The sequence below is a fragment of the Sphaerotilus sp. FB-3 genome, from assembly GCF_023706025.1.
GTDB lineage: Bacteria > Pseudomonadota > Gammaproteobacteria > Burkholderiales > Burkholderiaceae_C > Sphaerotilus > Sphaerotilus sulfidivorans.
Map to the genome: position 1 here is coordinate 37,945 of NZ_BQWE01000008.1, position 21,050 is coordinate 58,994.

Below are 21,050 nucleotides of genomic sequence, written 5' to 3' on the forward strand. Positions count from 1 at the left end.
TTTCCGGAGCCCCTTTCCATGGCACGCATCATCGGCGGTGTCGCCGTCTCGCACACCCCCACCATCGGCTTCGCCTTCGACCAGAAGAAGCATGACGACCCGGTCTGGGCCCCCATCTTCGCAGCCTTCGAGCCGGTCAAGCAGTGGCTGGCCGAGCAGAAGCCCGACGTGGCGATCGTGACCTACAACGATCATGTCACCTCCTTCTTCTTCGACCACTACTCGGCCTTCGCGCTGGGCATCGGCCAGCAGTGGTCCGCGGCCGACGAGGGCGGCGGCGCGCGCGACCTGCCGCCGGTGCAGGGCCATCCGGGCCTGGCCGCGCACATCGGCCAGTCGCTGATGATGGAAGAGTTCGACCTGTCCTTCTTCCAGGGCAAGGGGCTGGACCACGGCGCCTTCTCGCCGATGTCGGTGCTGTGGGATCACCAGGGCGAAGGCGGCTGGCCGGTGAGCATCGTGCCGCTGCAGATGGGCGTGCTGCAGTTTCCGGTGCCGACCGCGCGGCGCTTCTACAAGCTGGGCCAGGCACTGCGCCGCGCCGTCGAGAGCTACCCGGAAGACCTGCGGGTGGTGGTGGTCGCCACCGGCGGTCTGTCGCACCAGGTGCACGGCGAGCGCGCCGGCTTCAACAACACGCCGTGGGACATGCAGTTCCTGGAGCTGTTCGAGCAGGACCCCGAGCGCCTGGCCCAGCTGACGCACGCCGAGCTGGCCGAGCTGGGCGGGGCCGAAGGCGCCGAGGTGATGATGTGGCTGACGATGCGCGGCGCGCTCTCCAGCCAGGTGAAGAAGCTGCACCAGGCCTACTACCTGCCGTCGATGACCGGCATCGCCGCGGCCATCTACGAGAACCAGGCCGGCCCGGTGATCGCCGGCGAGGTCGAGCGCCACCGCGCCGCGATGCAGGTGCAGCTCGCCGGCGCCGAGCGCCTGGCCGGCACCTACCCGTTCAACTTCGAGCGCAGCGTCAAGGCCTTCCGCCTGAACGGTTTCCTGCACGGACTGATCGATCCCGAGAAGCGCGCCGCCTTCCGCACCGACGAGCTGGCCGTCATGCAGGCCGCCGGCCTGACGCCCGAGGAAATCCGCCTGGTGCACCAGCGCGACTGGCGCGGCCTGATCCACCACGGCGTCATCTTCTTCATGCTGGAGAAGCTCGGCGCGGTGGTGGGCGTGTCGAACCTGCACATCTACGCCGCGATGCGCGGGCAGTCGCTGGAGGACTTCCAGAAGACGCGCAATGCGCCGGGCGCGCTCTATTCGGTGGCCGGCAAGGATGCAGGCCGGCTCGACTGGGAGGCGCCCGAGCACGCGCAGGCCGACACCGACCACTGAACCTGTCCCGCAAGAAGCGGGCGGACAGACCGGGGCACCCGCCGGCAGACCCCGTGTTGGATCCTCGTTCCATGACAACCCGAGACTGGGTGAAGGAGACTGACATGACACGCAAGAACACGACGATGACGGCCACGGCCGCCACGATGCTGCTGGCCAGCCTGCTGGGCGGCTGCGGCGGCGGAAGCAGCGACACTGCTGCAACAACACCCACCACCACGGTCGCCGACACCGAGGACAGCGCGCTGAAGTTCAACGCCAGCAGCTACACCACCGTCAACGTGACGGTGGACGGCGTGGCGATGAAGGTGCGTCAGTACCGCATCGTCTATGTCGCCAAGCCGGTCAAGATGGCCAGCACGCAGCTCACGCTGGGCGGCAGCACCACCACGCTGAGCGATCCCTACGCCTACCAGACGATCATCGTCTCGGTACCGGAAGCCTCGGTCGACGACCAGAAGACCGCACTGCTGTTCGCGGTCAACAACAGCGGCTGGTGGACCAGCGCGGTGTCGACGACCATCACCGAAGGCAAGGCCTTCGTCAGCACCAGCAACACCGACCATATCGGTGCCGCGCTGAAGGCAGGCTATGTGGTCGTCAATGTCGGCACCCGCAGCCGTGGCGCACGCGCCGAGGACGGCCGCTGGGTCGGCAAGGCACCGGCACCGGTGGTCGATGCCAAGGCAGCCATCCGCTATCTGCGTCTGAACGACAGCCTGATGCCCGGTTCGGCCGAGCGCATCGTCATGAACGGCACCAGCGGCGGCGGCGGCCTGACCGCAGCGGTGGCCTCCAGCGGCAACCATGCCGACTACCTGCCGTTCCTGGAGGCCATCGGCGCAGCAGGCATCACCGGCAGCGGCACGACCCTGTCCAGCACGATCAAGGACGATGTCTTCGCGGCGGTGGCCTACTGCCCGATCAACAACCTCGGCAACGCCGACGCAGGCTACGAGTTCGAGTACTCCGCGGTGCGCAGCGACAGCAACACCGCCGCATTGGGTGGCGTGGCCTACAGCGCCGGTCTCCAGCCGGCCGCCTCCACCGCCATCGCGGCCGCCTTCCCGACCTATCTGGACGGACTGGGCCTCAAGCGTACCGATGGCTCGCTGCTGACCTCGGCCAACATCCGCGAGGAAACCGCCTCGCTGCTGAAGGAGGAGATCGCACGACAGATCGCCCAGGGCACGGCCGTGCCGCAGCTCGGCGAGAACTTCGTCACCAGCCGCGCCACGCTCGCCAACAACTGGCTGACCCTGTCCGGCAGCGGCACCAGCGCCACGATTGCGTCACTGGACTACGCCAAGTTCGTCGCCTACGCGGCCACCAACCAAGCGCTCAAGACGGTGGTCGCCTTCGATGCGATAGCGGTCACCGGCAACAAGGACGCCACCACCGGCGTGTGGCGCAGCAGCGGCGAGACCAACCTGTTCGGCAACGAGTACTACGCCTACCAGAACTTCACCGACTGGTCCTGGACCAACAACCAGGTGGTGAGCGACGGCAGCGGCGCGGACGACACCGGCCTGGCCTGGTCCGCCTATCTGGCCAGCTCCGGCACCACGCTGGCCACCCAGCTGAAGCTGATCAACCCGGTTGCCTATCTGACCGGCAGCGGCGCGAACCCGGCGCCCTACTGGTACGTGCGCCACGGCATGGTCGATCGCGACACCGCGTTCTCGATGCAGACCCTGCTCTATCACGCGATCCGCAACAACAGTGCCGTCAAGGAAGTCAGCTTCAAGTACCCCTACCTGGTCGGTCACTCCGGCAACTACGACGTGCAGGAAGCCTTCGCCTGGATCAAGGGCCGGCTGGCCGCCAATCCCTGACCACCCTGCTTCAAGCGCTTCATGAAGTCGCGGAAGTGCGGTGCCAGCTCGGCGAACAGCGGGTGGCCGCGGTTCTCCAGCATGACCTCGCCGAAGAGCTTCAGGCCGATGGCCAGCGCGGTGGCGGTGTCGGGGTCGAAGTCGCCGCGGCCGCGCATGCGCTGGGCGATGGCCAGAATGTCGTCGTGGTTGCCGGTCTCGAACTGCAGCGGCGCGGCGTGGATCGACGGGTTGCCGTGGGCATCGGCCAGATGCTCGACGGTGATGCGGTAGCGGTGCTGTTTCATGGGGTGCTCCTGGTGTGCCGGGGTGCTCAGAGACGACCGATCTCGACGGCCGCACGGTCGATCGCCTCGGCGATCTGGCGCACGGTGGCCTCGTCGGGCGACATGTCGCCGTCGAAGCGCAGCCGCAGCGCGGTCTTCAGGTTCTCCATCGCGCGCTGGATGTCGGGCACGCGCCGGGCGCGGGCCTGGTCACGGGTGTGCGCCAGCCGGGCCTCGATGCGCGCCAGGGCCTCGGCCTGCTCGGCGAGGTGGGCGCGGCCGGCTTCGGTCAGCGCGTACTGGCGACGGCTGCCCTCGGTGGCGGCGGCCTCGGCCAGGCCGAGGTCTTCCAGCATCGTCAGCAGCGGATAGATCGTGCCGGGGCTCGGACTGTAGTCGCCGCCGACCTGCTCGCCGATGGCCTTGATGACCTCGTAGCCGTGGCTGGGCTGGCGCGACAGCACCTGCAGCACCAGCAGCTTCAGGTCGCCACCGTCGAACATGCGGCCGCGCCGACCGCCGGGGCCGCCATGACCGCGCCGGCCTTCGCCGGCCTCCGACGCAAAAGGAGAGGCGAGGTGAGGAGGGAAATGTCTGGGATGCATGTCTCTCAAGATTTTCAAGATGGATAAAAGATATATCTTGAAAGACTCGAGATCAATCGATTCACTGAATGTCCCTGCGGCGAGCAAGTGCATGCGGCGCTACCGCGCCGCCGCAGGCGGCTTCAGCCTTTGCCCCAGACCTTGCGCATCGCCCGCAGCCGCTGCCGCTGCTCGGTGGTGACATAGACGGTGGTGGTGGCCAGCGAGGCGTGGCCGAGGTTCTGCTGCGCGATCTCGATCGGCAGGCCGTGCGCGATGGTGTGGCTGGCGTGGCTGTGGCGCAGCCAGTGGGTGCTGGCGCGCTCCAGCCGCAGCGCGCCGCGCTCGTCGCCCTGGGCGCGCCAGACCGCCGCGGTGCGCAGGAAATGCGCCTTGAGCTGGTCGTAGAGCGTGGAGCCGGCGATGCCGCCGCGCGCGTCCGACGCCGAACGCTCGCTCCGCTCGGCCAGATGCGCGGCCAGCCCCGGCGCCCGTTCGGCCAGATCCGTCGCACGACCGAGCAGGAAGACATCGCGCTGTGCCGGATCCTGCAGGTCGCCCGACAGCCCGCGAGAGACCAGATAGCTGGAGAGCTGGCGCACCACGTCGTCAGGCACAGGCACCTGGCGCACCCGCCGGCCCTTGCCGACGACGCGCAGCATCCAGCCCTGCTCGGGCAGGCCGTCGTCGCCCTCGGGCGGGAACTCCACCCATTCCAGATCGCCGGCGCGCGCCGCGACGATCTCCGACAGCCGCAGCCCGGTGGCGTAGAGCAGCCGCAGCGCCACCCGCAGCCGGTGCGAGGCCGAGCCGGGCGGCAGCTGATCGAGCTCGGCGTCCAGCCGGCGCCACTGCGCCGGTGACAGGCTGCGCGCGGTCTGGATGCGCGGCGCGATCGAGCGCGGCACGCTCACCGCGCTCCACGGGTTGCCCATCAGGTAGTTCTGGTCGACCAGGAAGCGGTAGAGGTTCTTCAGCACCGTCAGCGCATGGCGCTGCGCCGAGGGCGACAGCGGCCCCTCGAAGGGCCGCCAGGCCGGCGACCAGCGCTCGCGGCTGCGCGGCGCACACCAGCGCGAGGCCGGCTGCGGATCAGCCAGGAAATCGCGGTAGGCCACGCAGTCCTCCTGCGTCATCGACGACAGCGCCCGGCCGCGCTGCACGATCGCCCACAGCACGAAGCGCTCGGCCTCCTTGCGGTAGGCGCGCTGGGTGTGCGAGCCCGGCGTCTTCGAGGCGATCCAGGCCTGCACCGCGGCCAGATCGTCCTCGGCGGCCAGCAGGCACTGCGCCTGCGGCCGGCGAAAGCGTCCGTCGCGGCCGTCCAGGCCGGCAGGCACGATCAGTCGCTCGATCGGCACGACCGCGGTGGCCGCGGCCACCAGCTCGCCGCGGGTCGACGGATTCAGCGCGCGCCGGGGCAGGGCGGCGCGCGCGTCCAGGCGCAGGCCGGGGCTGTCGCCATGCTCGTGCAGCCAGTCGACCAGGCGTGCGGCCTTGACCGGTCCGACCGCGCGCACCCCGCGCCACCAGCCCGGCCCGATCGCGTTGATGCGCTCGGCCAGCTGGCCCAGCAGCAGCAGGCCGGCCGCCTCCAGATGCCCGGCCAGCGCCGGCGCGAACCAGGCGCGCACCGCGTCCGCCGCCTGCGGCACCTGCGCGCCCTGCAGCTCCAGCCAGCGCAGCGCGTCGAGCTGGCGCCGCACCAGGCGCTGGCGGCGCTGCAGACGCCGGCTGGCGCGTCCGTGCGCGGCCTCGAAGGCAGCGATCTGCACCGCCTCGGGCTCGTCGTCCAGACCCTGCGCCTCGGCGAATTCCGTCAGCGAAGGCAGCGCCGGATCGGGCGTGCCCAGCGTCTGCACATCGAGCTGCAGCAGCCGCGCGAGCTGGAAGCGGTCGGTCTGCAGCGCGATGCGCACCAGCGCCTCGCGGATCCAGCGCAGGGTCGAGCGCACCACCCGCGCGTCGCCCGCCTCGCCCTCGATGGCCAGGTAGCGGCGCCAGCAGTCGCCATGGTCCAGCCCCTGGACCACCGCGCGCATGAAGGCGAAATGACCCAGGTGCAGGCGCCGGGGCGACAGCGGGCGGGCGGGGGCAGGGGCAGGCGACAGGCTCATGCCCGGATTGTCGACAAAACCTGGAACGCAGCGGACTCAAGTCCCGACATCACCCGTTGATACCCCACGGGCCATCCACTCCAACGAAGACGCATCATGGCCATTCCCGTCCCTCCGCCGTCCCACCCTGCTGGCAGCGCATGGCCAGCGGCGGCATGAGCCGTCTGAAGACCACGCACCTGGGTACGCAGATGCTGGCCAAGCGGCTGGAGCGCAGCAGCGATCCGGTGCAGGCCAAGGCGTCCGAAATCCATGCCTTCTTCGCCAAGTGGGAGCGGGTGCTGGCCGCCGAGCTGGCGCAGGTCACGACGATCTGACGCCCCGCCACGCCGCACCGAACCGCATCTCACCGAGGAATTTCGCGATGAACGAACTGATTTCCGTCGCCGCCGCTGCCGAGCTGATCCGCAACGGCGTCGCCCTGAGCATCGCCGGCACCGCCGGCGCGCTGCGCACGCTGCCGGCCGGCCCCTGGATCGGCGGCACGATTCCCTATTTCATGGTCTCCGGCGGCGGCGTGGTCGTCGGCGACGACCGCGTCTTCGTCACCGACCTGTCCAAGGTGGGCGCCGAGGTCCGCATCGCCTGCTACGGCCCCGACGAGCTGGCCCGCATCACCGCCGAGGCCTTCGACAACGGCTTCTCGCTGACCATCATCCCGGCCGGCGGCCAGGCCCACGGCCGCTTCGCGCGCGAGGCCACCGACTCGGCCGACGCCTTCCTGAAGCCGACGGTGGGCTGGATCTCCGGCATCCACCTCGACGACATGGGCCGCGCACACGCACTGGTCTTCGACGGCCGCAGCGGCCGCGAGGTCGAGGACGGCGCGGTCGTCGCCCACATCCGCCTGCCCGACGACAAGCTCGCCTCGGTCGAGATCGTCAACATCTTCGAGCAGGACGACGGCGACGTGCTGCGCTTCGACCAGGTCGGCTTCGAGGCGACCGAGTGCACCGTCAACGGCGAGCGCGTCAACCTGGCGAAGTACCTGGAAAAGCGCGGCGCCACCGACGGCCGCCTGCCGCTGGTGGGCGACTATGCGGGCGCCTGCATCAACGTCTCCTTCCAGTCGATCGACGTCGACAAGGGCCAGGTGGCGTTCTACGCCCCGGTCTTCACCGGCATCGACTACCGCCTGGCCCGCCCGGTCGGCGACTACATGGCCGAGTTCCGCCGCCGTCTGGCCGAGTACGACGCCACCGGCGCGGTGTTCTCGTGCAACTGCATCCTGAACTTCCTGTTCGGCGAGTTGGAGGGCAAGGCGATCGGCGGCGTCGAGGGCCCGGTGACCTTCGGCGAGATCGCCTACCAGCTGCTGAACCAGACCATGGTGGTGGTGCGAGTGCAGTGAGGCCCGCCCGGGTCCGGGGGCGGCTTCGCCTCCGGATCTACCCGCGGCCTGTCGCGCAGGTGACGGCCGCGCCCGGCCGGCTCCGAACAATCGGCCCTCGTCGCACATGACCAGGGAGAGATGCCGATGTCCGCCGAGCCGCTGCCCGCCTTCGTGTTCCAGACGGTGCGCCGCATCGAGAGTGCGCCCGGGCTGGCCCGTCGCCTGGGCGAACTGGTCCGCAGCCTCGATGCCCCGGGGCGCAGCGCGCTGATCGTCACCGATGCCTTTCTCGCGTCCAGCGGCCTGATCGCGCCGGCCCGCGCCTCGCTGGAGGCGGCCGGCTGGCAGGTGGCCGTCTTCGACGCGGTGACGCCCGATCCGTCCGAGACGGTGGTCGAGGCGGCCCGCCAGGCTGCGCTGGCGCATGGCGCCGGGCTGGTCATCGGCTTCGGCGGCGGCAGCAGCATGGATGTGGCCAAGCTGGTGGCCTGCCTGGCGCGGCCCGAGGCGCCGGCGCTGGCCGAGCTCTACGGCATCGACACCCGCACGGTCGCGCGCCTGCCGCTGGTGCAGGTGCCGACCACCGCCGGCACCGGCTCCGAAGTCACCCGCATCGCCATCGTCACCACCGGCGCGGACACCAAGGCCGGCGTGGTCAACCGCGCACTGCTGGCCGATCTGGTGCTGCTCGACGCCGAACTCACCGTCGGGCTGCCGCCGGCGGTCACCGCCGCGACCGGCATCGACGCGATGGTGCACGCGATCGAGGCCTTCACCAGCCGGCTGCGCGCCAATCCGCTCTCCGACCTGCTGGCCGTCGACGCGCTGCGCCGGCTCGACCGGCACCTGATGGCGGCCATCGCCGACGGCCGCGACCTGGCCGCGCGCGAGCAGATGCTGCTCGGCGCAATGCTGGCCGGCATGGCCTTCGAGAACGCGCCGGTCGCGGCGGTGCATGCGCTGGCCTATCCGCTGGGCGGGCAGTTCCATCTGCCGCACGGGCTGAGCAACGCGCTGGTGCTGGCTCCGGTGCTGCGCTTCAACCGGCCGGCGGCGCAGGCGCGCTACGCCGCGCTGGCCGCGCAGCTGCTGCCCGAGGCGAGCGCCCGCCTGGACGAGGCGCAGCGCTGCGAGGCCTTCATCGCGCATGTGGCGCAGCGGGTGGCCGACTGCGCGGCCTGCGGCCTGGCGCAGCGGCTGCGCGACTGCGGCATCCCGCGCGACGCGCTGCCCGGGCTGGCGGCCGCCGCGATGCAGCAGCAGCGCCTGCTGCAGAACAACCCGCGTCCGCTGTCCGAGGCCGACGCCCTGGCGATCTACGAGGAGGCCTGGTGAGCACGCTGCCCCCGACGACCCGCGCCGACTACCCGCATGTCGGCAGCGTCAGCACCCGCTGGAACGACAACGACCGCTACGGCCATGTCAACAACGCCGTCTACTACCAGTACTTCGACAGCGTCATCAACGAGGTGCTGATCCACCAGGGCGGCCTGGACATCCACCGCGGCGAGGTGGTCGGCTTCATCGTGCGCTCGGAGTGCGACTTTCTCGCGCCGGTCGCCTATCCCGGCCTGCTGGAGGTCGGGGTGGTGGTGCGCCGGCTCGGTCGCTCCTCGGTCACCTACGAGACCGCGCTGCTGCGCCCGGGCGAGGACCGGCCGGCCGCGATCGGCCGCATGGTCCATGTCTTCGTCGACACCGCGACCGGCCGACCGACCGACATTCCGGCGCCGATCCGCGCGGTGCTGGAGCGGCTGCTGCGGCCGCGGTCCGGTGGCTGAGCCCGGCCCTCGTAGGTCGGATTCCTTCGGTTGGGCTGACAGAGAATGCATGCGCCTTCATATGGCATTCCGACCGCGGCCACCTTTCAGCCCGCGTAGCGCCGGTACAGCATCAGCAGCATCTCCACCTCCTCGGGCGCCGGCACGTCCCAGCCGCTCATGCCGAGGTCCTGCAGCGCCTGGCGGCCCTTGTCGTGCTGCGCCAGGCCGGTCAGGGCCTCGCGCAGCGGCTGCACCAGCGCCTGACAGGACGGGTGCAGCAGCAGCAGGTGCGAGGCCACCCGCGTCTCGCTGTGCTCGAGCACCCGGGTGCCGGCGCGCGCCAGCGCCGACAGCCGCTCGTGGCCGCGGCTCGACATGAACAGCAGCTCGGCCTGACCCGACAGCAGCATCTTCAGCGCGGCGATCTCGCTGCCGGCGAAGCGGCGCGGCAGGCCGGCGGAGTCCAGCCCGCACTCGTCGCAGAAGAAGCGCCCGAGCACGAAGACGAAGCTGCGCTCCAGCGCCGTCGCCACCTGCGCGCCGGCGAAGTCGGTCAGCGTGGCGCGGGCGTCGTCGTGGCGCACGATCAGGCTGACCTCGTCGCAGTCGTCCTGCGGTCGCACCACCGGCAGGTAGCCGTGCTGCTGCATCAGCGCGCAGGCGTCGAAGGGGCGGGCGAAGACCAGCGCCGGTGCGTGGGCACGCGCGCGGCCGGCCGCGGCGCCGTCCTCGAAGTCCTCGACCGACAGCGACACCGTGCGCCCGAGCGTGCGCTGCAGCAGCGTGTTGAGGTAGTACCAGCCGGTGAGCTGCTGGCTGTTCTGCTGGCTGACGAGAAAGTCGAGCCGATCGCCCGGCGGGGGTGCCGCGGCCGCGAACATCGCAGGCAGCACGGAGGTCGGCACCGGCATGGGCGGCGCCGACGGCGCGCTCGCCACGGCCGGCGAGACCGGCGAAGGGGCTCCGGGCGTCGCCGGCACGGCCCCGCCCGGGCGCACGATGCGGCGCATCTGCGGCGGGCCGGCCGGCCGGGCGGCGACCGGACGCACGCCCGGCGGCATCACGCCCGCGGCCGGTGCGCTGGCCGAGGCCACCGCCGCCGCCGCGCCTTCCGGCCCGGCGAAGTAGCGCATCAGCCCGGTCATCTTGAACAGCATGCTCAGCGTGCGGTTCAGGCCGCGCGCCTCCAGCCGCAGGCCCTGGCCACGCCAGTGCTCGAGCAGGCGCAGCAGCTGCGCCAGGCCCATCGAGTTGATGCGCGCCACCGCGGCGAAATCCATCACCACCTGCGGATCGGCCGGCGGCTGGCGATGCAGCGGCTCGAAGGCGGTCGCTGCGCTCACGTCGATCTCGCCGCTCAGGCGCAGCAGCGTGGTGCGGGTGGCCTCGTCGCGGGTCGCGTCGATGTGCAGCGTCGTCGGGGAATCGGTCATGCGGTGCTGGAGCCCGGCAGCTCGCCAAGCTCGTGGTGGTACAGGAACTGGAAGCCGGCGTCACGCTCGGGGTCGGGCAGCTGCTGCAGCGACCACAGCAGCGTGATCTGGGTGAGACGCTGCGGCTGCACCCGGACCTGCATGTAGTCGCTCATGCGCCACATCAGGTAGAGGCCGGCGCCGCCGATGCCGGCCTCCAGCCCCTGCCGGCCGGCGTTCAGGGCCAGCCGGCGCAGGAAGATCGACGGGGTGAAGGTGCCCCAGCGGTCGCTCATCGACAGACCCAGGCGGCCGCCGTCGCGACGCAGCTGCAGCCGCAGACCCTCCTGAGGCTGCACCTCGCGCACCTCGCCCTTGTGGTGCAGCTTGCCGCCGGTGGCATCGACCGGCGCACCGTACAGGCCGTTCTCGATCAGCTCGTCGCTCATCAGCACGACGATGTCGCGCAGGCCCTCGGGCAGGTCCGGCTGGGTGTCGAGCCAGTCGGCCAGGCCGGCCATCGCGCGGGCCTTGTCGCTGCTGTGCGCGAAGGTCCAGACCGCCTCGTCGACAGGCGCGGCGATCCAGCGCGCCAGGTCGTCGACGCCGTCGAGATGGTGCTGGTCGAGCAGCGCCTGCCAGCCCAGCTCGCGCAGGAAGGGCTGGTCGTCGGGCAGCACGCGGCGGATGCCGGTCTCGCACAGCGCCGGCAGCATCGGCAGCAGCGCGCCCGAGGCATGGGTGGCGACGACGCGCTGGCGCGCCACCGGCGCCGGCAGGCCGCCGGCCTCGACCACCGCCGCCGCCTCGACCTGCAGCAGATCGCGCGCCGCGGCCAGCCGGCCGGGCAGGGCCGGCGCGCCCTCGACCCGGGCCATGTGGGTCACGCACATCGCGGTGACATCGTCGTCGAAGCCCTCGCGGCCGGCATGCGCGGCCAGCGCGCCGAACACCCGGTCGAGCAGCGTGTCGGCGGCCGCGGCGGCATGGTCGTAGAGCAGGTTCTCCAGCCCCTCGTGGCCGAAGGCGCGGCGCTGGCCGTCCTCCTGCTCGACCAGGCCGTCGGTGTAGAGGAAGAGGCGGTCGCCGGGCTGGATGTCGAAGGCGATCGAGGCATAGGCCGGCTCGCGCACCCGGCCCAGCGGCACGCCTTCGACCTCGATCATGCCCCAGCCCTGCTCGGCATCGAGCCAGTAGTAGGGGAAGGCATGGCCGGCGTTGGCGATGCGCAGCCGCCCGGTGCGGGCATCGAGGCTGCAGCACAGCAGGGTCATGAACATGCTGTCGTGGCTGGAGGCCAGCAGCGCCTCGTTCAGGTGCTCGAGCATCGCCGCCGGGTCGGTCTCGCCCTGGCTGGCGAGCTGGTGCACCGCCATCTTCGCGGCGCTGACCAGCGTGCCCGAGGCCACGCCGTGGCCGCTGACATCGCCGATCAGGAAGATCGCATGGCGGCCGTCAACCGCGTAGTGGTCGTAGTAGTCGCCGCCGACCTCGGTCGAGGTGGTCAGCCGCGCCAGGCCCTGCAGGCCGGGCAGCGCGATCTCGGGCGGCGGCAGCATCGCGCGCTGCAGCACCGCCGCATGCGCGACCTCCTGGCGCAGGCGGCTGCCCAGCGCCTCGGTGCGCTCGAGCGCCTGCTGCAGCGCCTGCTCGGCCTGCTTGCGCTGGGTGATGTCGACGCCGGTGGCCAGGTGCAGCAGCGTGCGGCCGCTGGCCGGGTCGCGCAGCTCGGCGTTCGACCACTCGACCGTCAGCAGGCGGCCGTTGCGGGTGCGCAGCGGCGTCTCGGTGCGGCCTGCGGCAGCGCCGCCCAGGAAGAGCTTCTCCATCGCCGGATCGGCCGCGGCCTCCGGCGGCAGGAAGGTCGACAGGAAGTCGCGACCCTGCACCTCGGCCTCGGCATGGCCGGTGACCTTCTGGCTGTGCTGATTGAACAGCGCGATGCGCCCGGCGCTGTCCAGGCCGATGATCAGCGCCTGCGAAGTGTCGACCACCCGGTCGCTGAACTGCTGCTGGCGCACCAGCCGCTCGGTGGCGCGGCGCACCCGGTTGACCAGCGGCCGGTAGATCAGCGCGGCTTCCAGCAGCAGGGCCAGCAGCGTCACGCCGTAGACGATGCGCTCATAGAGAATGGCGCGGGCCACCTCGGCCTCGCTCTCCTTCTCGTACTGCTGCACCGCCTGGTTCAGCGTGACCAGCAGCGGCCGGAGGCCGCGGCGGTGATCGCACGCAGCTCGGGGGGCACCACGCCAGGCTCCTGGTCGGTGCGGCGCATCAGCGCGCGCAGCTGCTCGACATAGTCGCGCACCTGGCGGTCCAGATGCTGCGGCTCGCCGAAATAGAGCGTGTTCATCGTCGCCGACATCGTCGCCGGCAGGCCCAGCGCGGTGCTGCCGCGGGTCAGGCCCTCGTGCGAACTCAGCAGCAGGCCGGTCACCCGGTCGAGCTCGGTGCGCAGCACGCGCCGCTCGGCCTCGTCGCGGCTGGCCACCAGCCGGGTGGCGAACAGCGCCGCACGCTGCGACAGCATGCGCTGGCGGCCGCTGATGTTGACGATGGTCGCCGCGCTGCTGTTGATGCTCAGCACATCGTGCAGGATCAGGAAGTTGGCGGTGGCCAGGATCGCGATCAGCAGCAGGCCGGTGATCGAGCGCAGCCAGATGCCACGGGTGAGCTGCGCGACATTGCGGTCGGCGATCGCGGTGGCCGCGGCATCGGGTGCGGTGGCGCCGCGGTCGGGCGGAGCGGAGGCGGCGTCGGAGGGTAGGGCGGCCATGGACAGGTCGTTGCGGCGGGAATCGGACCGGCCGCATGGCCGGCGAAGCGTCGAGCTGCGGGTCGCGTGCTCGATCCCTGTGCAGCAACGGCCATGCCAGCAGCTTTCCTTCGTGCATGCCGCCCCGAATTCGTGATTGATTTCACAAATCAAGGGCGCGATCCTGGTGCCATGCCTCAAATGGCGTCACGAGCACCGCCCTGGTGCGTGGCGGGAGCCGGCCTGGTACCGCTCGGGTGCGCGATGATCGGCGCATGAACGACGACCCGACGACCGATGCGCCGCCGATGCCGCTGTCTCTGCCGGTGCTCTGGCAGGACGAGCACCTGATCGCCATTCGCAAGCCGGCGGGCTGGCTGGTGCACCGCACCGGGCTGGATGCCGGCGAGACCCGCTTCGTGGTGCAGACGCTGCGCGACCAGCTCGGCGGCGCGCATGTGCATCCGGTGCACCGCCTCGACAAGGGCACCTGCGGCGTGCTGCTGCTGGCGCGGCACCCCGAGGCCGCGCGCCGGCTGGGGCAGGCCTTCATGGCCACCGGCGAGGTGCGCAAGCGCTATCTGGCGCTGGTGCGCGGCTGGGCGCCCGCCGAGGCCTGGGTCGACCATGCGCTGCGCCCGGACGACGCGCCGCCCGACGCGCCGGCCCAGCCCGCGCAGACCCGGCTGCGCCGGCTGGCCAGCTTCGAGCGCCTGGAGTCGAGCGACGGGCGATTCCCCTCGACACGGACATCGCTGGTCGAGGCCGAGCCGCTGACCGGCCGGCGCCACCAGATCCGCCGCCACCTGAAGCATCTGGCGCACCCGATCATCGGCGACGCCACCCACGGCAAGGGCCCGCTGAACCGCTGGTGGGCCGAGCGCCTGGGCCGGCAGCGCCTGTGGCTGCACGCGCAGGCGCTGGAGCTGACGCATCCCTTCACGCAGGAGCTGCTGCAGCTGCACAGCGGGCTGGCGTGGCAGGCGCAGACGGGGGCCTTCGCGGTGCATGCCGGCGCACCGGCAGACACCTTCGGCGATCTGGCCGGCTGGTGCCGGCTGCCGGCCCTTCAGCGTGCGCCGTAGTGCCGCTGGACGAGCTGGTCGATGCCCTGGCGCATCATCTGGCTCGATGCCTTCGCCCGCTCTTCCCACGCGAACACGCAGGCCGAGACCAGGCCGTCGAAGCCGATGTCGGCCATCGCCTTGAACAGGCCGTCGAAGTCGACCTCGCCCTGGCCGATGTCCAGATGCTGGTGCACCCGCACCTGGCTCGAGCCCGGCGGGTTGACGATGTAGCGCAGCTGGCTGCTCTGGGTGTGGTCGAAGGTGTCGGCCACGCGCACATGCGCCAGCAGGTCGCCCGCCTCGTGCACCATCGCGCCGATGTCGCGGCCGTAGTAGAAGGTGTGCGGCGCGATGAAGCTGAGCTTCAGCGCCTTCGAGCCGATGTTGCGCACGATGTCGCAGGCCGGCTGGTACTGCTCGATCCAGTCCTCGGGGTGCGGCTCGACCGAGAGGGTCACGCCCTCGCGCTCCAGGAGGGGCAGCAGCTCGTCCATCGAGCGGAACCAGGCGGCCTCGCAGGCTTCCTTGGTATTGAGGTTGGTGGCCAGGCCGTTGCGCTCGGCCACCGTGCGGTCGGGCGAGGCGCCGCGGCCGAACTCGCTGACCATGAGGCGGCAGTCCATCTCGACGGCCACTTCGATGGCCTTCTTCCAGCAGCGCACCGCCCACTGGCGCTCGTCCTCGAAGGGACTGGCCCAGCGGTACATCGGCTGCAGCGAGGCCAGGCCCACGCCCGCGGAGCGCATCGCGGCCTTGAACTCGCTCATGCGCGGCTTCGTCGCGCGCGGCATCACCCACCAGTCGAGAAAGTCGCTGCGCGGCGACAGCTCGATCTGGTCATAGCCGAGCTCGGCCACCGCCGCCGGCAACTCGGCCAGCGACAGGTGGCGGATCATGTAGGGGTCGAGGGCGATCTTCATGGTGGACACCTTCAGCCCTGGCGCGCGTAGAAGGCCGGGCGCTCGGGCAGCGCGATCGGCAGGATCTGCTTGGTCTTGCGGGCCTCGATGCAGGCCTCGGCGGTGACGCTGGCGACATAGCCGTCCCAGGCGTCGGGGCCGTTGACTTCACCACGCACGGTGGCCTCGATCCAGTCCTGCAGCTCGACGTCATAGCTGTCGATGAAGCGCAGCTTCCAGTCCATCAGGATGCCGGAGCCCTGGCGGGCGTTCGAGCGCAGCGGCACGCTCATCGGCTCGGGCAGGCTGGCCACGCCGGTCTCGCCGACGACATGGCACTGGATGTCGTAGCCGAAGCGGCAGGCGACATAGATCTCGGTGTCGATGCGGATGCCCTGGCGGGTTTCCAGCAGCACGGTGATCGGGTCGTGCAGGCCGGCGTGGGCATTGCGGGTCTTGCGGCCCTCGATGACCTGCACCGAGACATAGTCGTCGTCCAGCAGCCAGCGGAAGACGTCGATCTCGTGGATGAAGGTGTCGGTGATGCTCATGTCGCCGACATACATCTCCGGCACCGCCGGGTTGCGGTGGGCGGCGTGCACCAGCAGCGCGTCGCCGACGGTGCCGGCGTCCAGCGTCTGTTTGAGCGCACGGTAACCGGCGTCATAGCGGCGCATGAAGCCGACCTGCACCAGCTTCTTGCCGGCCTGGACTTCGGCGTCGACGATGCGGCGCGCGCCCTCGGCGGTGACGGCCAGCGGCTTCTCGCAGAAGACCGGCTTGCCCGCCTTGATGCAGGCCAGCACCTGCTCCTCGTGCGCCGGGCCCCAGGAGGCCACGACCAGCGCATCCACGTCCGGCGCGTCGATGACGGCCTGATCGCTGTCGAGCACGCGGGCCTTGATGCCCGACATCTCCGAGAACTGCGTCGCCGCGGCGACGTCGATGTCGTTGATGGCGACGACCTGGGCGCAAGCCAGCTTGAAGTGCAGCCGACGGGCGTGTTCCTGGCCGATGCCGCCGCAGCCGATGATGCCGATACGCAGGGTCATGATGTCTCCTTGGGTGGTGCTTCGGTGGATGAAGCGTGGGCGCCCAGCATCGCCAGAATGGAAATGGATTTCCATTCCAGCGTGGACCAGATCTGGTCAGGCCGGCCGCGGCTTCAGTCCGTGCGGTGCACCCCGCATCCTGCATCGGGCGGCCCTCGGGCCGCCGCGCCGGCTCAGCCCATCTGCCCCAGCGTGCGCCGGAAGCGCGACAGCGAGAAGGCGAACAGCGCGCTGCCGATCGCCAGCAGGGCCAGCGCCTGCGGCCAGATCACCTCCAGGCCGGCGCCACGGTAGAGCACGGCCTGTGCGGCGGCGACGAAGTGCGTGGTCGGCGCGGCCAGCATCAGCTGCTGCACCGCCTGCGGCATGCTCTCGCGCGGCGTCACTCCGCCCGAGAGCAGCTGCAGCGGCAGCAGCACCAGCACCAGCAGCAGCGCGAACTGCGGCATCGAGCGCGCCAGCGTCGCCAGGAAGATGCCCATCGAGGTGGTGGCGAACAGGTGCAGCGCCACCAGCGCGAGGAACAGCGCGACCGAGCCCTGCACCGGCACCTGCAGCGCGATCTGCACCACGCCCGCCAGCGAGCCCAGCGCCGCCAGCAGCACCACCAGGCCCATCGACCAGACCTTGCCGAGCATGATCTCGGCCGGGCTGACCGGCATGACCAGCAGGTGCTCGATCGTGCCGTGCTCGCGCTCGCGGATCAGCGCCGCGCCGGTCAGGATCAGCGACAGCAGCGTGACGTTGTTGATGATCTCCATCAGCGCGCCGAACCAGGCCTGCTCCAGGTTCGGATTGAAGCGCATGCGCAGGTCCAGCCCGACCGGCAGCCGCGTCACGCCCTCGTCGCGCCGCACGAAGCCGGCGATCTCGGTGGCGAGGATGCGCTGGATCTGCACGTTGCCGGTGAAGGCCTGGCTCATGCGGGTCGCGTCGATGGAGAGCTGGATCGTCGGGCTGCGGCCGGCCAGCACGTCGCGCTGCAGGCCCGGGGGCAGGTCGAGCACGAAGGTGCTCTCGCCGCGGTCCATGCGCGCGTCCGCCTCGGCCGGGTCGATCAGCGCCGGCACCGTGAACCAGGGCGGCCGGAAGGCCGAGACGATGCGCGCCGACAGCGCCGAGCCGTCCTCGTCGACCACCGCGATCGCGGCGTGGTGCAGCGTCTCGGGCATCGCGGTGGCGGCGACGTAGATCGACACGGTGAAGGTGTAGAGGATCAGCACGATCATCATCGGATCGCGCGCCAGGCTCCACAGCTCCTTGATGCCGAGGCGGCGGATGTTCGACAGCGAGGCCATCGGGACTGTCTCCGTGAACGGGGCCGGACGCGGCGCGGGCCGCGTCTCAGCGCTCCTGCTTGGGCAGGCACCACAGGGCCAGCCCGAGAATGACCGGCACCGCCAGCGCCATCGCCTGGAAGGACGAGGCCAGCGCCGGCAGGTCCAGCGCCTTGGCGAAGACGCCGCGGCTGATCGTCAGGAAATGCGAGGCCGGATAGACCTGCCCGACCAGCGCGCCCACGCCGTCGAGCGAGGACACCGGGTCGATCAGGCCGGCGAACTTGATGCACGGGATCAGCGTGCCGATCACCGTCACGAAGACCGCCGCGACCTGGCTGCGCGTCAGCGCCGAGGCCAGCAGGCCGATGCCGGTCGAGCCCAGCACGCACACCAGCGCGCCCAGCGTCAGCGTCGCCAGGCTGCCCTTGAGCGGCACGCCGAAGGCGGTGACCGCCAGCGCGACCATCAGCGCGAAGTTCACCATCGCCAGCAGCACGTAGGGCAGCTGCTTGCCCAGCAGGAACTCGCTGCGCCGCACCGGGGTGACGTACAGGTTCAGGATCGAGCCGAGCTCCTTCTCGCGCACCACCGACAGCGCCGTCAGCATCGCCGGGAACAGCATCAGCAGCAGCGGGATCACCGCCGGCACCATCGCCGGCAGGCTGCGCACGTCCGGGTTGTAGCGGTAGCGGGTTTCGATGACGGCCGGCGTAGCCGGACTCTGCCCGGTGCGCTCGCGCACGATCTCGGCCAGCCAGCCCTGGTGCATCGCCTGAAGGTAGCCGCTGGCGGTCTCGGCGCGCAGCGGCATCGCGCCGTCGACCCAGGCGCCGATATCGACCGCGCGGCCGCGCTCGAGGTCGCGGCCGAAGCCCGGCGGGATCTCGACCGCGACGGCGAGCTCGCCGCTGCGCAGGCGCCGGTCCATCTCCGCATGGTCCGCGATCGCCGGCTGCTCGACGAAATAGCGCGAGCCCGCCAGCCGGGTCGCGTAGTCGCGGCTCAGCACCGTCTGGTCGCGGTCGAGCACCGCGAAGCGCAGGTGGTCGACGTCCAGGCTGATGCCGTAGCCGATCACGAACAGCAGCAGCGCCGAGCCCAGCAGCGCAAGCGCGGCGCGCACCGGATCGCGCTGCAGCTCCAGCGCCTCGCGCAGCGCGTAGCTCCAGGCCCGCGCCAGGCTGAAGCGCGACGGCCGGGGCGCGGGCGGCGGGGCGGCCTGCGCAGACGGTCCCGGCGCGGCGGGCGGCGCGGGCTCGAGCACGGTCGTTTCCGCGGCGTCGCCGGCGGCCTCGCGCAGGCAGCCGATGAAGGCCTGCTCGAGCGTGTCGGCGCCGCGCGCGTGCACCAGCGCCTGCGGCGCGGCGGTCACCAGCACGCGCCCGGCGTGCATCAGCGAGATGCGGTCGCAGCGCTCGGCCTCGTTCATGAAGTGCGTCGAGATGAAGATCGTCACCCGGTCGCGCCGCGACAGCTCGATCAGCAGCTCCCAGAAGCGGTCGCGCGCGACCGGATCGACGCCGGAGGTCGGCTCGTCGAGGATCAGCAGCTCGGGCCGGTGCACCATCGCCACCGCCAGCGACATGCGCTGGCGCATGCCCAGCGGCAGCTGCTCGGGCAGCTGGTCGAGCACCTCGTCGAGCCCGAAGCGCGCGGCCATCTCGGCCACCCGCGCCGGCACCTCGGCCGCGGGCAGGTGGAAGAGCTGCGCGTGCAGCACCAGGTTCTGGCGCACCGTCAGCTCGCCGTACAGCGAGAAGGCCTGCGACATGTAGCCCACGCGCCGGCGCACCGCCAGGTCGTCCGCCTCGGTCGGGCGGCCGAACAGCCGGCACTGGCCGGCCGTCGGCGGCAGCAGCCCGGTGAGCATCTTCATCGTCGTGGACTTGCCGCAGCCGTTCGAGCCGAGAAAGCCGAAGATCTCGCCGCGGCGGATGCGCAGGTCGATGCGGTCGACCGCGACGAAGTCGCCGAAGCGCATCGTCAGGCCCTCGGCCTCGATGGCGATTGCGGCTCCGGCGTCGTCGTCCTGGAGCGGCGTGACCTGCACCTCGCGGTGGCCGCGCCGGCGCTCCTCGGGCAGCAGCGCGATGAAGGCCGCCTCCAGGCTGGTGCAGCCGGTGCGCCCGAGCAGGCCGGCGGGCGTGTCGGCGGCCAGCACCCGGCCGGCGTCCATCGCCACCAGCCAGTCGAAGCGGCCGGCCTCGTCCATGTAGGCGGTGGCCACCAGCACGCTCAGCGGCTGGCCCTGGCGGCCGCGCTCGGCGCGGATGCGGTCGATCAGGTCCCAGAACTGGCTGCGCGAGAGCGGATCGACGCCGGTGGTCGGCTCGTCGAGGATCAGCAGGTCCGGATCGTGGATCAGCGCGCAGCACAGCCCGAGCTTCTGCTTCATGCCGCCGGAGAGCTTGCCGGCCGGGCGGTCGAGGAAAGGCTTCAGGCCGGTGCTGGCGGTCAGCGCGTCGATGCGCCGGCGCCGCTCGGCGCGGTCATGGCCGAACAGGCGGCCGAAGAACTGCAGGTTCTCCTCGACCGACAGCGTCGGGTAGAGGTTGCGGCCCAGGCCCTGCGGCATGTAGGCGATGCGCGGGCAGACCGCGTCGCGGTGCCCGGCCCGGCCGATGTCGCCGCCGAGCACCTCGACCCGGCCCTGCTGCATCGCGCGTGCGCCGGCCGCCAGCGACAGCAGGCTGGACTTGCCCACGCCGTCCGGCCCGATCAGGCCGACCATGCGGCCGGCGGGCAGGTCCAGCGTCAGCGCGTCGAGCGCCCGCACCGCGCCGTGGCGCAGCGTGACCTGCTCGAGGCGCACGACCGGGGCCGGCCCGCGGGTGCGGTCGGCCGCAGTCACTGCGGCACCTTCACCGCCAGGGTCGCCGGCCAGCTCGCGCCGGGGTCGCTGCGCACCCAGGCCACGCCGGGCAGGCCGGTCTTGACCTGCGCGAGGTGGCGCTCGAGCAGCGCGCGGTCGAGCCGGGCCTTGACCCGGAACATCATCTTCTGGCGCTCGTCGGCGGTCTCGACCGTCTTCGGCGTGAACTGCGCGGTGCTGGCGACATAGGAGACGGTCGCCGGCAGCACGTACTGCGGCGCAGCGTCGAGCACCAGGCGCACCTCGCTGCCGATCGCCAGCCGCCCGGCCACCGCCTCCGGCACGAAGAAGGTCATGTGCACGTCGGACAGGTCGACCAGGCTGAGCACCCGGCCGCCGGCGCCGAGCACCTCGCCCGGCTCGGCGATGCGGTACTGCACCCGGCCGGCGCGCGGCGCCACCAGCGAGGCATCGGCGATCTCGCTGTCGATGCGCGCCAGCGTCGCGGCCGCGGCCGCGGCGGTCGCCCGCGCGCCC

The 21,050-nt window shown here is 71.4% G+C and carries 18 protein-coding genes; 7 read left to right on the plus strand and 11 right to left on the minus strand.

From position 1 onward, the window contains the following. Positions 1–18 precede the first annotated feature (18 nt). Together NFT33_RS03855 and NFT33_RS03860 are read left to right on the plus strand one after the other, a co-directional pair. Positions 19–1,338, plus strand: a complete 1,320-nt coding sequence (locus tag NFT33_RS03855; protein ID WP_251673280.1) for a gallate dioxygenase — start codon at positions 19–21, stop codon at positions 1,336–1,338. A gap of 104 nt (positions 1,339–1,442) precedes the next feature. Continuing rightward, complete coding sequence (locus NFT33_RS03860; protein WP_251673282.1) at positions 1,443–3,173, plus strand: subtype B tannase; 1,731 nt, start codon at positions 1,443–1,445, stop codon at positions 3,171–3,173. Here the strand turns inward: NFT33_RS03860 and NFT33_RS03865 are convergent. The 3 genes from NFT33_RS03865 to NFT33_RS03875 form a co-directional block, all read right to left on the minus strand. Then, positions 3,116–3,460 carry a DUF3861 domain-containing protein gene (locus NFT33_RS03865; RefSeq protein WP_251673284.1) on the minus strand — a complete coding sequence of 115 codons (345 nt, stop codon included), beginning with the start codon at positions 3,458–3,460 and terminating at the stop codon, positions 3,116–3,118. The genes NFT33_RS03860 and NFT33_RS03865 overlap by 58 nt on opposite strands. A 26-nt stretch (positions 3,461–3,486) precedes the next feature. Next, positions 3,487–3,942, minus strand: coding sequence for a PadR family transcriptional regulator (locus tag NFT33_RS03870; protein WP_220786638.1), 456 nt, complete (start codon positions 3,940–3,942; stop codon positions 3,487–3,489). Positions 3,943–4,166: 224 nt separating this feature from the next. After that, positions 4,167–6,140, minus strand: a complete 1,974-nt coding sequence (locus tag NFT33_RS03875) for a phage integrase family protein (protein WP_251673287.1) — start codon at positions 6,138–6,140, stop codon at positions 4,167–4,169. Positions 6,141–6,295: 155 nt separating this feature from the next. On the opposite strand from NFT33_RS03875, the gene NFT33_RS03880 reads away from it, so the two are divergent. The 4 genes from NFT33_RS03880 (at position 6,296) to NFT33_RS03895 (ending at position 9,254) form a co-directional block, all read left to right on the plus strand. Then, positions 6,296–6,457: a hypothetical protein gene (locus NFT33_RS03880; RefSeq protein WP_220786724.1), complete on the plus strand. Its 162-nt coding sequence runs from the start codon at positions 6,296–6,298 to the stop codon at positions 6,455–6,457. 47 nt (positions 6,458–6,504) lie between these two features. After that, positions 6,505–7,491 carry a DUF6976 family protein gene (locus NFT33_RS03885; RefSeq protein WP_251673289.1) on the plus strand — a complete coding sequence of 329 codons (987 nt, stop codon included), beginning with the start codon at positions 6,505–6,507 and terminating at the stop codon, positions 7,489–7,491. A gap of 141 nt (positions 7,492–7,632) precedes the next feature. Next, positions 7,633–8,808, plus strand: a complete 1,176-nt coding sequence (locus NFT33_RS03890) for an iron-containing alcohol dehydrogenase (protein WP_376744121.1) — start codon at positions 7,633–7,635, stop codon at positions 8,806–8,808. Continuing rightward, a complete protein-coding gene (locus NFT33_RS03895) occupies positions 8,805–9,254 on the plus strand; it encodes an acyl-CoA thioesterase (RefSeq protein WP_149505692.1) in 450 nt (149 codons plus the stop codon). Before NFT33_RS03890 ends, NFT33_RS03895 begins: the two co-directional genes overlap by 4 nt. Positions 9,255–9,340: 86 nt before the next feature. Here the strand turns inward: NFT33_RS03895 and NFT33_RS03900 are convergent, their stop codons facing one another. From NFT33_RS03900 to NFT33_RS03910, 3 genes are read right to left on the minus strand one after another with little or no spacing between them, the layout of a single operon-like run. Further along, a complete protein-coding gene (locus NFT33_RS03900; protein WP_251673294.1) occupies positions 9,341–10,669 on the minus strand; it encodes a PhnD/SsuA/transferrin family substrate-binding protein in 1,329 nt (442 codons plus the stop codon). Continuing rightward, entirely contained in the window at positions 10,666–12,825 is a 2,160-nt protein-coding gene (locus NFT33_RS03905; RefSeq protein WP_251673296.1) for a SpoIIE family protein phosphatase, read from the minus strand. The genes NFT33_RS03900 and NFT33_RS03905 overlap by 4 nt, the downstream gene beginning before the upstream one ends. Positions 12,826–12,833: 8 nt before the next feature. Then, positions 12,834–13,424 carry a type IV pili methyl-accepting chemotaxis transducer N-terminal domain-containing protein gene (locus NFT33_RS03910; protein WP_251673298.1) on the minus strand — a complete coding sequence of 197 codons (591 nt, stop codon included), beginning with the start codon at positions 13,422–13,424 and terminating at the stop codon, positions 12,834–12,836. Positions 13,425–13,678: 254 nt separating this feature from the next. On the opposite strand from NFT33_RS03910, the gene NFT33_RS03915 reads away from it, so the two are divergent. Next, positions 13,679–14,488, plus strand: coding sequence for a pseudouridine synthase (locus NFT33_RS03915; protein WP_251673300.1), 810 nt, complete (start codon positions 13,679–13,681; stop codon positions 14,486–14,488). On the opposite strand, the gene NFT33_RS03920 is transcribed toward NFT33_RS03915, so the two are convergent. From NFT33_RS03920 to NFT33_RS03940, 5 genes are all read right to left on the minus strand, one after another. Continuing rightward, on the minus strand, positions 14,473–15,390 hold the full coding sequence (locus tag NFT33_RS03920) for a sugar phosphate isomerase/epimerase family protein (protein ID WP_251673302.1): 918 nt from the start codon (positions 15,388–15,390) through the stop codon (positions 14,473–14,475). The genes NFT33_RS03915 and NFT33_RS03920 overlap by 16 nt on opposite strands. Before the next feature lie 11 nt (positions 15,391–15,401). Beyond that, positions 15,402–16,421, minus strand: a complete 1,020-nt coding sequence (locus tag NFT33_RS03925; RefSeq protein WP_251673304.1) for a Gfo/Idh/MocA family oxidoreductase — start codon at positions 16,419–16,421, stop codon at positions 15,402–15,404. Between the two features lie 173 nt (positions 16,422–16,594). After that, positions 16,595–17,719 (minus strand): ABC transporter permease, encoded by a 1,125-nt coding sequence (locus tag NFT33_RS03930; RefSeq protein ID WP_251673306.1) that lies wholly within the window; start codon positions 17,717–17,719, stop codon positions 16,595–16,597. Positions 17,720–17,765: 46 nt separating this feature from the next. Beyond that, positions 17,766–20,552 (minus strand): ribosome-associated ATPase/putative transporter RbbA, encoded by a 2,787-nt coding sequence (gene rbbA / locus NFT33_RS03935; protein ID WP_251673308.1) that lies wholly within the window; start codon positions 20,550–20,552, stop codon positions 17,766–17,768. After that, the coding region (locus tag NFT33_RS03940; protein ID WP_251673310.1) for an HlyD family secretion protein at positions 20,549–21,050 on the minus strand (502 nt) is incomplete at its 5' end. The genes NFT33_RS03940 and rbbA, both read right to left, overlap by 4 nt.

What these genes read in the sequence shown, in the direction of transcription:
- NFT33_RS03855 (WP_251673280.1), top strand. Translation starts at nt 19, where the DNA reads ATGGCACGCATCATCGGCGGTGTCGCCGTCTCGCACACCCCCACCATC.
- NFT33_RS03860 (WP_251673282.1), top strand. Translation starts at nt 1,443, where the DNA reads ATGACACGCAAGAACACGACGATGACGGCCACGGCCGCCACGATGCTG.
- NFT33_RS03865 (WP_251673284.1), bottom strand. Translation starts at nt 3,460, where the DNA reads ATGAAACAGCACCGCTACCGCATCACCGTCGAGCATCTGGCCGATGCC.
- NFT33_RS03870 (WP_220786638.1), bottom strand. Translation starts at nt 3,942, where the DNA reads ATGTTCGACGGTGGCGACCTGAAGCTGCTGGTGCTGCAGGTGCTGTCG.
- NFT33_RS03875 (WP_251673287.1), bottom strand. Translation starts at nt 6,140, where the DNA reads ATGAGCCTGTCGCCTGCCCCTGCCCCCGCCCGCCCGCTGTCGCCCCGG.
- NFT33_RS03880 (WP_220786724.1), top strand. Translation starts at nt 6,296, where the DNA reads ATGAGCCGTCTGAAGACCACGCACCTGGGTACGCAGATGCTGGCCAAG.
- NFT33_RS03885 (WP_251673289.1), top strand. Translation starts at nt 6,505, where the DNA reads ATGAACGAACTGATTTCCGTCGCCGCCGCTGCCGAGCTGATCCGCAAC.
- NFT33_RS03900 (WP_251673294.1), bottom strand. Translation starts at nt 10,669, where the DNA reads ATGACCGATTCCCCGACGACGCTGCACATCGACGCGACCCGCGACGAG.
- NFT33_RS03910 (WP_251673298.1), bottom strand. Translation starts at nt 13,424, where the DNA reads ATGGCCGCCCTACCCTCCGACGCCGCCTCCGCTCCGCCCGACCGCGGC.
- NFT33_RS03915 (WP_251673300.1), top strand. Translation starts at nt 13,679, where the DNA reads ATGAACGACGACCCGACGACCGATGCGCCGCCGATGCCGCTGTCTCTG.
- NFT33_RS03920 (WP_251673302.1), bottom strand. Translation starts at nt 15,390, where the DNA reads ATGAAGATCGCCCTCGACCCCTACATGATCCGCCACCTGTCGCTGGCC.
- NFT33_RS03925 (WP_251673304.1), bottom strand. Translation starts at nt 16,421, where the DNA reads ATGACCCTGCGTATCGGCATCATCGGCTGCGGCGGCATCGGCCAGGAA.
- NFT33_RS03930 (WP_251673306.1), bottom strand. Translation starts at nt 17,719, where the DNA reads ATGGCCTCGCTGTCGAACATCCGCCGCCTCGGCATCAAGGAGCTGTGG.